Origin of the sequence: Colwellia sp. 6_MG-2023, assembly GCF_030547765.1 — a bacterium.
Lineage (GTDB): Bacteria > Pseudomonadota > Gammaproteobacteria > Enterobacterales > Alteromonadaceae > Colwellia.
The window spans coordinates 46,986-58,951 of sequence record NZ_JAUOPP010000008.1; the positions used below are offsets into that span (position 1 = coordinate 46,986).

Here is an 11,966-nt window from a genome sequence, read left to right on the forward strand (position 1 = left end):
TTTAGCTGCTGTTTGCGCTTCGTTTGCGCTTTGCTTAGTTAAAAGTTTCGTTTAGAATTGAATAATTCAAAAATTAACTAGATATAACCATGACAGAAACTAATAAAATGCTGAATGTGAATGATGCTGAAATTGCTAAATTTGAGCAAATTGCAAATCAGTGGTGGGATTTAACAGGTGATTTTAAACCATTACATCAGGTTAACCCACTAAGAGTACAATTTATATGTCAGCATATTAGCGAACAACAAAGCGAACTCTTTTCTAAAAAGGTAATTGATGTTGGCTGTGGTGGTGGTATTTTATCAGAATCTTTAGCTAAATTAGGTGCTAATGTTACTGGTATTGATATGGGAACTGAACCACTTAACGTTGCTAAGTTACACGCACTCGAATCAGGTTTAACAATTAATTACGAAAAAATAACCGCTGAAGAAAAAGCACAACAAAACCACGAAAGTTTTGACATGGTAACTTGTATGGAAATGCTAGAGCATGTTCCCGACCCTGCTTCTATAATAAATGCTTGTGCAAACTTAGTAAAGCCTGGAGGTTTAGTCTTTTTCTCAACACTCAATAAAACAGTCAAATCTTATTTACTTGCTATTTTAGCCGCAGAGAAAATATTTAAGTTAGTACCTGATGGTACACATGAGCATGATAAGTTTATCAAGCCTTCGCAATTAATAAGTTGGGCTGAACAATGTGGGTTAAATTGTATTGATGCTAGCGGTATTCATTACAATCCAATTTCTGAGAATCATAAATTAACAAATAACTTAGATGTGAACTACATTTTGTGCTGTAAGAAAATATAATTTACGCATTTGTTTTTTTTTCAATCAAGTTGTTCAAACTACAAACAAAACAGCTAAGCAATTGATTTAAAGGATTATTTTTATTTCTCTCAAATTCCATATTTAATCGTTGTGAAAATATATTAAAATTAATTAAAATATTTTTAGCGAATTATTTATTTAAAAATAAAGATTGATTTTAGCAAATTACTAAAGCTTTTAATGGTAGTAGGTTAGTCATTACTAACCTAATGCAATCAATCGAAAAATCAAGTGAAATTAGCACTTTTTTATCACTTGCAATAATAACCAAACCTCATTATCTTGTGTCTATATTTACAAACAAACCCTAGATGTTGTGCATGCACTTTTTAACCAGTCTATTTATTAGGCTATTTGAAAAGCAGGTACAACACAGGACTCTTTAGTGATAAATAACGTTTTAAAACTAAAGAAAACAATAACAATTTACACCACAGGCCTTTCATGACTAATAAACTTTTTGTTACTAAGCGTAATGGCGAAAAAGAACCCATCGATTTAGAGAAAATTCACCGCGTTATTGCTTGGGCAGCTGAAGATCTTGATGACGTTTCTGTTTCTCAAGTTGAATTAAAATCTCATATTCAATTTTATGATGGTATTAAAACGGCTGATATTCATGAAACGATTATTAAAGCAGCCGCAGATTTAATATCAGAAGAGACACCTGATTATCAATATTTAGCTGCCAGACTAGCGGTTTTTCATTTACGTAAGAAAGCTTATGGCCAATTTGAGCCACCAAAACTATATGACCATATAGTGAAGCTGGTTGACTCAGGTAAATATGATCAACATTTATTAGTTGATTACGATGAAAGCGATTTCGAACATATGTCGCTATTTTTAGATCATAGTCGTGATTTAAACTTCAGCTATGCTGCAGTTAAGCAACTCGAAGGTAAATACTTAGTACAGAACCGTGTTAATGGTGAAATTTATGAAAGCGCACAGTTTTTATATATTTTAGTTGCTGCCTGTTTATTCGCTAAATATCCGAAAGAAACTAGGTTAAGTTATATTAAGGGGTTCTATAACGCTATATCAACCTTTAAGATATCGTTACCAACCCCAATAATGGCGGGTGTTAGAACACCAACTCGTCAATTTTCATCATGTGTATTAATAGAATGTGATGATTCTTTAGATTCGATTAACGCAACATCAAGCGCAATAGTAAAATATGTTTCTCAACGTGCTGGAATTGGCGTTAATGCAGGACGTATTCGTGCATTAGGTAGTACTATTCGTAATGGTGAAGCCTTTCATACCGGATGTATTCCGTTCTATAAACACTTCCAAACAGCTGTTAAAAGTTGTTCTCAAGGTGGTGTTCGTGGCGGTGCCGCTACCTTGTTCTATCCACTTTGGCATTTAGAAGTTGAAAGCTTACTGGTACTTAAAAACAATCGTGGTGTTGAAGAAAACCGTGTTAGACATTTAGATTACGGCGTTCAATTTAACAAAGTCATGTATCAACGTCTGATTAAAGGTGGCCATATTACCCTGTTTAGCCCTAGTGATGTTCCAGGACTTTATGATGCATTCTTTGAAGATCAAGACAAGTTTGAAGCGCTTTATGTACAATATGAAAACGATGATTCAATTCGTAAAAAACGCATTAAAGCAATAGAGTTATTTACGTTATTCGCACAAGAGCGTGCGAGTACTGGCCGTATATATTTACAAAACGTTGACCATTGTAATACTCATAGTCCGTTTGACCCAAGCAAAGCCCCTATTCGTCAAAGTAACTTGTGTTTAGAAATTGCCTTACCAACTAAGCCAATGACTGATATCAACGATGAAAATGGTGAAATAGCACTCTGTACCTTATCTGCTTTTAACTTAGGTGCAATTGAGTCTCTTGATGAACTAGAAGAGTTGGCCGATTTAGCCGTACGTGCGCTAGATAACTTATTAGATTATCAAGACTACCCTATTCCTGCGGCCCGTAGTGCGAGTTTAGCACGCCGTACGTTAGGCATAGGTGTAATCAATTATGCTTATTATTTAGCTAAAAATGGCTTATATTATTCAAACGGTAGTGCCAATAATTTAACCCATAAAACCTTTGAAGCCATCCAGTATTATTTACTGAAAGCGACTAACGGTTTAGCAAAAGAAAAAGGTGCTTGTCCTAAGTTTGATGAAACTCGTCTTGCTCAAGGTATTTTACCAATTGATACTTATAAAAAATCTATTGATGATATTACCGGTGAACCGTTACATTTAGATTGGGAATCATTGCGCGCAAGTATTCAAAAATATGGTGTACGTAATTCAACTGTATCGGCTTTGATGCCATCTGAAACTTCATCTCAAATATCAAATGCAACAAATGGCATTGAACCACCTCGTGGTTTGATCAGTGTTAAAGCCAGTAAAGATGGCATACTAAAACAAGTTGTACCTGAGTATCAGAAACTTAAAGACAATTACGAATTACTTTGGAATATCCCAAGCAATGAAGGTTATTTAGAGCTTGTTGGTATTATGCAAAAATTTGTTGACCAAACTATTTCTGCAAATACCAATTATGATCCGGCTAAGTTTGACGGTGGCAAAGTGCCAATTAAACAAATTTTAAAAGACATATTAACTGCTTATAAGCTTGGTGTTAAAACCATGTATTACCATAACACTCGTGATGGTGCGAATGATGATATGGAAGTAGAAGATGATAGCTGCGCTGGTGGTGCTTGCAAAATATAATACCTAAGTGATTACGTAATCAGGTATATAACAATCATCAAATAATATAACGAACACAATTCAACAAATGAAATCAAATGAATCGGGTAATTTTACTCGATTCATTATTGTCGTTTAAAACAATGGCAATATATTAAGGGATAAATAAATAATGACGTACACCACGTTTAATCAGACGCCTAATAATGCTTTACTTGAACCAATGTTCTTAGGTAATAGTGTTAATGTTTCTCGTTATGACCAGCAACGATATGTCGCTTTTGAAAAATTAATTGAAAAACAGCTTTCATTTTTTTGGCGACCAGAAGAAGTTGATGTTTCAAAAGATAGATCTGATTGGCAAGGTTTAACTGACTCTGAAAAACATATTTTCATTTCAAATTTAAAATATCAAACTTTACTTGATTCAATGGCTGCACGTTCAGTTAATGCAGTTTTATTACCTCTAGTATCATTACCCGAAGTTGAAACTTGGGTAGAAACCTGGGCATTTAGTGAAACCATTCACTCACGCTCTTACACGCATATTTTACGTAATTTATTTACCGATCCAGGTGAAGTTTTTGATGACATTATTGTCAACCCGGCAATTTTAAAACGTGCAAGTAGCATTTCAAAATATTTTGATGACGTTATTCTAACCACACAATTGTTACAATCACTTGGTGAAGGCGCGTACGACATTGAAGGGAAAACTATCGAGGTAAGTAAACGTAAGCTTAAAGAACGTTTATATTTAGCTATATGCTCTGTTAACGCCTTAGAAGCAATCAGATTTTACGTTAGCTTTGCTTGTTCATTTGCTTTTGCGGAACGTGAATTACTTGAAGGCAATGCAAAAATTATTAAATTAATTGCTCGCGATGAAGCACTTCATTTAACGGGAACTCAGCATATTTTAAACAATTGGATGACAGGTAAAGACGATCCTGAAATGCAAGAAATAAGCATTGAATTACGTGATGCTGGTTTACAAATATTCTTAGATGTTGTTGAACAAGAAAAAGAATGGGCACAATACTTATTTAAAGATGGTTCAATGATCGGATTGAATGCCGAAATATTGAATCAATACATCGAATATATTTCCAACCAACGCCTTTCTGCCATTGGTTTTGGTGCGCCATTCGATATAAAAAGCAACCCACTCCCTTGGATGAATGCTTATTTAGTTAGTGACAATGTACAAGTAGCTCCTCAAGAAACAGAGATATCAAGTTACTTAGTTGGCCAAGTAGATTCAACTATTGATGCTGATGATTTTGATGATTTTGATTTGTAAAACCGTTTAAATATCTTTCTATGCCTGCATCAAGTAAACCTTCGATAAAACCAGTGCCACAAATTAGTGTCAACGGTAAGGTCATAGCGTATAAGCAATCAAAGCAAAGCTTATTGGAATGTTTAGAGCAGGCAGGTGTCGAAGTTCATTATCACTGTCGAGATGGATTTTGCGGAGCTTGTCGAGTCACGCTAGCCTCAGGAGAGATAAGCTACCCTGAAGGGGAGCCGTTAGCCTTTATCGGCGAAAATGAGATCCTACCTTGCTGCTGTGTTCCCGTTACTGATATTAGTTTAAAAATTGATGAATAATAAAGACATTTTAACTATTTTTTGAGATGTCTTTGTCACCACCCTTTAATTATTTTACATATAGAAATATTAAATACACTTAAAAAATCAAATACTAAGCTCAATAGTTGCTATTTAAACAATACTTACAAAGAAAGTAGGTTTATTTTACAAGATACTGAGCTTTAACTTTTAAAGTATAGGAAGTTTCGTTAAACTCAATTCATCAGTATCTTCCTTGTAATAATTATAATATGCATGCACTTTTTGAATACATTCCATTAGTTATCTTTTTTGTAGTAAATAAATTTGTCGATATTTATTGGGCTACCGCTTCATTAATTGCTAGTTCAGCCTTACAAATTCTTTATTACATTATTAAAAAAGAAAAAGTCCCTACACGTAATTGGATATTTTTTGGTTTAATCGCGGTTTTTGGTGGCTTAACTATCTTTTTACACGATGAAGCTTTTATTAAATGGAAAGTAACGATCATCAATGAATTTTTTGCTATTGCGCTACTCGTTAGTTATTACCTATTTAAAAAGAATATTATTAAACAATTTTTATCTGAATCAATAAACCTTCCCGATCCTATTTGGACTAAACTAAACCTAGCTTGGGCACTTTTCTTTGCCTTATGTGGTGTACTAAATTGGTATGTTGCTTTTAACTTTGACTTAGAAACTTGGGTAAATTTTAAAGTATTTGGCTTAACTGGGCTTATGTTTGCCTTCTCAATTATCACAATATTATCTTTACACAAATATATGCGTGATGACAGCGAAGACATAACTAACGCAATTGAAGATAGTATTGAAATAAATTCAAATGTAATAAGTAAACCTCAACACAACAAAGATAATGACAAAATATAGGAAAACAAATGTTATATTTAATATACAGTGAAGACGTCAGCAACAGTTTAGAAAAACGCTTATCAGTAAGAGAGCTTCACTTAGCTCGCTTAAGTACTCTACAAAGTGAAGGACGCTTATTAGTTGCAGGCCCATGCCCCGCTATAGATAGTAATGATCCGGGTGCAGCTGGCTTTACGGGCTCATTAATTATTGCAGAGTTTGATGACCTAACAGCAGCACAACAATGGGCTGATGCTGATCCCTATATTGCAGCCGGTGTTTATGAAAAAGTCACCGTAAAGCCTTATAAAAAAGTATTACCTAATTAATAATTTTCTTCTATTTAAAATATGATTAACAAGAGAACTATCTCAAGCGTATTAATATTTACGTATCAATTACTTTCTGCTCCTGTCTACGCTCATGATCCGTTAGACGCATGCTTAGAGGTAGAGCAAACGGCTAAAAGCCAATCACTCTGCCTTGATAATTTAAAAGAAGTGGTTGAACGCGAATTGCAAACATGGATAAACACCCATATTTTAAACTTGGAAGAGAAAATAACAGCTACTTGGCGCCCTGCAGCACTAAAACTTTTCAGACGTTCAGAAAGTGACTTTGTTGCTTTTCGAGAGCATGAATGTCGGTGGCAATATTTTGCGACACCACCAGAAAAAAGTGCAACATTAACATATAAACGATGCTACATATTAATTACTCAAAATCGTATAGATCAATTGAGTAAGACACTGTAAACAATATTAAAAGTAGCGACATATTAGTATTAATAATATCCATAAAAAAGTCAGCTATTTACATCGCTGACTTTTATTAAATTCATCAAGTTATTCCAAACAATTTAAACGATTAATCTTTACTCTTTTGAATCTGTTCTATTTCTAATAAAACGCTATCTTCATCACTGAGTAAAACAGCTAACCAGCGTCCTTCAGGCGTACTCTCTAACCCTATTTTTAAAATCATGGTTAATGGGACACTCAATAACATACCAACAGTTCCTAATAACCAGCCCCAAAAGATTAACGACAAGAAAACCACTAATGTTGATAAACCTAAACCCTTGCCTAAATATCTAGGCTCGATCATATTGCCCATCACCATATTAATAGCAACATAACCCAATCCTATAAAACCAGCTTCACCAATACCTAACTGTAAACTTGCTAAGGTTACAGCAGGCACAGCAGCAATAATTGAACCAATATTTGGGATGTAATTTAATAAGAAGGCAAATACCCCCCATAAAAGATAGAAATCTAACCCAAAGGCCCAAAGCATCAGCGAGACAACCATACCGGTAGCAATACTAACCATTGTTTTAATAGCAATATAATGATTTACCGAGGCTAAGAAACGTTCAATTTGCTTAATACGCATCTCAGGATCGTCAAGTGCAAAATGCAATTTCACAGGAAATGAAGATGCTTCAAAAAGCATAAACACAACAGTAAGCACAATTAACAGTAAATTAGCCATTACCGAGCCAAAACCACTCAGCATATTTGCCGCCATGCCCATAGCCGCGGCAGGATCAAAGTATTCTAATAAAATAGAAGACGATATTTGAATATTATAACGAGATAAGAAAGCAGTTAACCAAGTAAATTGCTCTTGGAATTGTAGTCGATATTGAGGAATAAGTTCTGACAATTCATTCAGTGACTTGCCCACTAAGCCTGCTAACGATAAAGCAATAGTGACAAAGATAGCAATAACAATAATCACCGAAACGGCTTTAGGTATCTTAAATTGACTCGCCTTAACAACAAGAGGGTTACAAATGATGGCAATAAATAAAGATAATAAAAAGGGGACTAATATATTTGCTGCTGTTTTTACTCCTGCAAAGATGATAAAGATAGCAGCAACAGTGACAAACCCTTTAACCATTGAGCTGTTTTTAGTCGATAATACCATGAAAATTAACTCTTATTTTTTAATAAGAGTTAATATACCTGAAATTAGTCTCTGGCACTAGCTTATGAATTGCTTGCTTTTGATATTAGATTAACTCAGTTTTCTTAATAAACCTTGGGTATTTTGACGCATTGTTTGAGCAACCATAATGTAACCGATGCTACCAACAAACAAAGCACCACTTGCCGGCCCAAGTACCCATACATAAGGGTGAAGTCGTCCTTCAAGATCAAACAATTGTTGCTGAATTACAAGTAAGGTAATATCACTTACCATAGCAGCAACTAAACCAGAAATAGCACCAAGTAATAAAAACTCATAAAGTGTTGCCAATTTAATCAAGCGCCCTTTGGCACCTAAAGTCCGTAATATAACCACTTCCTGTAAACGCTCAGACAAGCTCGCTTGTACTTGTGATATCAGTACTAATGCACCGCTAATTAACACAATTGATAATACAAAGCCTATGGCAAGTGTAACTTGCGAAATAATTGCTTGTGCTTGCTCCATGCGAGTTTTAACATCGATCATGTTAATAGTAGGGTGTCGTTGTAGTAAAAGGCTGATATCTTTAGTGTGCCCCTCTTCTAGTTTTGCTGCACTAAAATAAGTAACGGGTACTTTTCCAACCATATTAGGACTTAAAATCATAAAGAAGTTAGGTTTTATATTTCCCCAATTAACACTTCTAAAACTAGTAACTTTTACCTCAAATTTTTGTTCATTCACTAAAATTGTTAAGGTGTCACCAAGCGCTATATCAAGATCATCTTTCCAACCTTCAAAAACTGAAACTTCTAACGCATCACCATTTTCCGTACTAAACCATTCACCTTCGGTTATCTCATTACCTTCAGGTAATTCATCTAACCAAGTTAAATTAGGCTCACGTCTTGAGCCATTTCTAGCATTTTCATCTTTCTCTTCACCCTCTTGCTGTGAAACACGTCGCGCAAATTCTTCGCCATTAACGGCATCAACGCGCCCCTTAAAGACAGGATAAAAAGCTTCATGTGTAATGCCTTTATCATTAAAGAACTGTTTTATAGGGTCAATTTCTTTTTCTGCAATATTGATGATAAACATATTTGGCGCATCTTCAGGCACTTGCATTTGCCAATCCGCAATCATGTCATTTTTTAGCACAACTAAAAACAGCATTAATTGAATAGCCAAAGCAAAGCTAATTAATTGAATAGCATTAGCATTTGCTCGTTTTTGTAATGTAGCAATAGCTAATGACCAACTAGAGCCAGGTCTTAAACCTAAACTGCGTCCTGCAGCAAAAAACAAGCGCGATATGGCAAATAAAATAACGATGATTAATAAGGTTGAAGCAAATAAAACTAAGGTAGTCACAAGTGCACCACTGAACAACCACATTAAAGCAAAAATAGTAATAAGTGACAGCGCAATATGAATACGGCTTAACGCTAACGTATCCCCTAAATTACGACGCAACACCCGTAAAGGTGGAATATCAAATAAGTCTAATAAAGGTTTAAGTGAAAACATTAACGCACATACCACACCAATGAATGTTGATAAAATCCAAGGTCTAAAACCTGATGGCGGTAATTCTGTCCCCATAAAATTAGCCAAATAACTTGCCCCAATATTTTGCAAAATAAAACCTATGGCTAAACCCGCCATAATAGAACAAATAGTGACTAAACTTAGGTGGAGTAAAAATATATTACGAATTGTTGTGCGGCTACCTCCTAATGTTTTCATCATAGCGACAGGATCATATTGTCGCTCACAATACCGTTTAGCAGAAACCGCCATAGCAACCGCAGCCAACATAATACCGAACAATCCAGCTAGCAATAAGAAACTTTCAGCGCGCTCTAAATTATTACCCAATGGCGTTTGTCGGTCTTTGATCCCTTCCCAACTTTGGTTATTTTGAAGCTGTGGTTTTAACCAAGCGTAATAATCTGATAACTCTTGTTCTTCACCCGCAAACAATAAACGATGAAAAACTCGACTTCCTGCTTGTACGGCTTTGGTAGCGGGAATATCTTCATAATTCAGTAATACTCTTTTATTTCCGGATAAAGAAAAAAATGGAGCATCAGGCTCATTCACCAAAACTTTTGTAATAACAAAAATACCTGCCCCTAACTCAACTTTATCACCCACGTTCACATTAAGCGGATAGAATAAACCTTCACTCAGCCAAACAGTACCAACTTTAGGGCCAGTATCAACCTCATAAGACTCTCCAACTAGCGTATCCTTGATCGTGATTTTTCCTTTTAGCGGATAAGATTGCGAGGTAGCCTTAACCGACCCTAACACTAATTCATCATTAGCAAACAACATAGAGTCAAAAAATAAGAGTTGTGCCGTTTCAAGTCCCTGCGCTTTGGCTTTGTGTAGTATGTCAGGATCAAAAGCATGATTACTTGAAAGGCGCCTATCAGCTGCAATAAAGTCACTACTTTTTTGTTCTATGTTTAAGCCAATACGTTCGGTTATTGACGACAAACTAAAAACAGTTAACACCGCCAATGCAATAGCGGCGAATATAATCGTTAGTTCACCACGACGAAATTCACGCGTAAATAATTTAACAGCTAACTTAACCCACATTAGCAATCACCCCTTCGCTAATTTTTTCAAGCTGTCCGCCTTCAATATGAATAATTCGCTGACATTGTTTAGCTAATTGTTCATCATGAGTAACCAATACCAAGGTAGTGCCATTTTGTTTGTTCAGATCAAATAATAAATCTTCAATTAAATGTCCATTTTTACTATCTAAGTTGGCCGAAGGCTCATCAGCAAAAAGTATTTTTGGTGAACCAACAAAAGCTCGTGCAATGGCAACACGTTGTTGCTCGCCTCCAGATAATTGTGATGGATAATGCTCTAAACGATGAGACAAGCCTACCTTATCTAGAAGATCTAAGGCTTCTTTTTTAGCATTTCGATCGCCTGCTAACTCGGCAGGTAACATAACATTTTCTAGAGCAGTTAAACTCTGTACCAACATAAAAGATTGAAAAACAAAACCTACTTTTTCCGCCCTTACTTTCGCTCTTGCTTCTTCATTAAGCGTGCTTAACGCGTCACCATCTAAATAGATTTCCCCTTCACTGGCGACATCTAGTCCTGCTAGCAAACTCAATAAAGTAGACTTACCTGAGCCTGAAGCTCCAACAATTGCTACAGATTCTCCCTGCCTGACGTTAAAATTAATATCGTTAAGGATAGTGAGGCTTCCTTCAAGCGTGCTAACATGTTTACTTAATTCTGAGACTTGGATAACATTTAATTGAGAAGGTACTGGCATGACTCGTTTTTTCCTAAATTTTGCTGTTGTTATAATGCTAACATGTTTGTCATTTACAACCACCGCTAAAGACAAAATACTACTTATTGGTGACAGCTTAAGCGCAGGTTATGGACTAGAGCAAGAAGAAGCTTGGGTTCATTTGTTACAAAATAAATATAACAAAAAAGATAATGATATCATCATCATTAACACAGCTATTAGCGGACAAACCACTGACAATGCTCTACTCAATATAGACACTTGGCTTGAAACCCATCAGCCAAGCCACGTATTAATAGAACTTGGTGGCAATGATGGAATTAGAGGCTTTCCTATAAAAATTTTACAAAAGCATTTAACTGAGTTAGTGACTAAAAGCCAAGCACAAGGTGCGCAAGTCGCATTAATGGAAATTCAAATTCCACCTAATCTAGGTGCACGCTATACCACGATGTTTACTGATAGTTACAATAAAGTAGCCAAAGCAACAAACGCGTATTTAATGCCTTATTTTATGACTAAAATTGCTATTGAACCTAAATTAATGCAAAACGATAATTTACACCCAAATGCTCAAGCACAAGCTATTATTAAAGATTTTATGTATGTAGAAATTAATAAATGGTTGCAAAGCTTAGCCCCTAGATAGCTAACATTTGCTATACTAATATAACGTAAGGTGATAACAAATATTGACTAATATCAATCAGTAACCTTTTATAGCTATGCTATTATATCGATATCATTTAATGGCATAAC

Annotated in this window: 11 protein-coding genes; 8 read left to right on the forward strand and 3 right to left on the reverse strand. The window is 35.2% G+C overall.

What is annotated here, in order from left to right:
- The first annotated feature begins 89 nt into the window (after positions 1–89).
- The 7 genes from ubiG to Q4503_RS07065 all read left to right on the forward strand — a co-directional run bounded on the left by ubiG (position 90) and on the right by Q4503_RS07065 (position 6,741).
- The gene (ubiG, locus tag Q4503_RS07035) at positions 90–818 is read left to right on the forward strand and encodes a bifunctional 2-polyprenyl-6-hydroxyphenol methylase/3-demethylubiquinol 3-O-methyltransferase UbiG (protein WP_215974526.1); all 729 of its coding nucleotides are present in this window, start codon (positions 90–92) and stop codon (positions 816–818) included.
- 465 nt (positions 819–1,283) lie between these two features.
- On the forward strand, positions 1,284–3,554 hold the full coding sequence (nrdA, locus tag Q4503_RS07040; protein ID WP_215974527.1) for a class 1a ribonucleoside-diphosphate reductase subunit alpha: 2,271 nt from the start codon (positions 1,284–1,286) through the stop codon (positions 3,552–3,554).
- 151 nt (positions 3,555–3,705) lie between these two features.
- Positions 3,706–4,836: a class Ia ribonucleoside-diphosphate reductase subunit beta gene (nrdB, locus tag Q4503_RS07045; protein WP_215974528.1), complete on the forward strand. Its 1,131-nt coding sequence runs from the start codon at positions 3,706–3,708 to the stop codon at positions 4,834–4,836.
- 20 nt (positions 4,837–4,856) lie between these two features.
- Positions 4,857–5,147, forward strand: a complete 291-nt coding sequence (gene yfaE / locus Q4503_RS07050) for a class I ribonucleotide reductase maintenance protein YfaE (RefSeq protein ID WP_303601816.1) — start codon at positions 4,857–4,859, stop codon at positions 5,145–5,147.
- Between the two features lie 233 nt (positions 5,148–5,380).
- A complete protein-coding gene (locus Q4503_RS07055) occupies positions 5,381–6,004 on the forward strand; it encodes a septation protein A (RefSeq protein ID WP_303601817.1) in 624 nt (207 codons plus the stop codon).
- Between the two features lie 8 nt (positions 6,005–6,012).
- Positions 6,013–6,315 (forward strand): YciI family protein, encoded by a 303-nt coding sequence (locus Q4503_RS07060; RefSeq protein WP_215974531.1) that lies wholly within the window; start codon positions 6,013–6,015, stop codon positions 6,313–6,315.
- A 21-nt stretch (positions 6,316–6,336) separates the two neighbouring features.
- The gene (locus Q4503_RS07065; protein ID WP_215974532.1) at positions 6,337–6,741 is read left to right on the forward strand and encodes a lysozyme inhibitor LprI family protein; all 405 of its coding nucleotides are present in this window, start codon (positions 6,337–6,339) and stop codon (positions 6,739–6,741) included.
- Between the two features lie 112 nt (positions 6,742–6,853).
- Here the strand turns inward: Q4503_RS07065 and Q4503_RS07070 are convergent, their stop codons facing one another.
- From Q4503_RS07070 to Q4503_RS07080, 3 genes are all read right to left on the reverse strand, one after another.
- Positions 6,854–7,924 (reverse strand): AI-2E family transporter, encoded by a 1,071-nt coding sequence (locus Q4503_RS07070; protein ID WP_215974533.1) that lies wholly within the window; start codon positions 7,922–7,924, stop codon positions 6,854–6,856.
- A gap of 90 nt (positions 7,925–8,014) precedes the next feature.
- A complete protein-coding gene (locus tag Q4503_RS07075) occupies positions 8,015–10,522 on the reverse strand; it encodes an ABC transporter permease (protein ID WP_303601818.1) in 2,508 nt (835 codons plus the stop codon).
- Complete coding sequence (locus Q4503_RS07080) at positions 10,512–11,225, reverse strand: ABC transporter ATP-binding protein (RefSeq protein ID WP_303601819.1); 714 nt, start codon at positions 11,223–11,225, stop codon at positions 10,512–10,514. The genes Q4503_RS07075 and Q4503_RS07080 overlap by 11 nt, the downstream gene beginning before the upstream one ends.
- Here Q4503_RS07080 and Q4503_RS07085 point away from each other — a divergent pair.
- Complete coding sequence (locus Q4503_RS07085; RefSeq protein ID WP_215974536.1) at positions 11,224–11,856, forward strand: arylesterase; 633 nt, start codon at positions 11,224–11,226, stop codon at positions 11,854–11,856. The genes Q4503_RS07080 and Q4503_RS07085 overlap by 2 nt on opposite strands.
- The last annotated feature ends 110 nt before the right edge of the window (positions 11,857–11,966 follow it).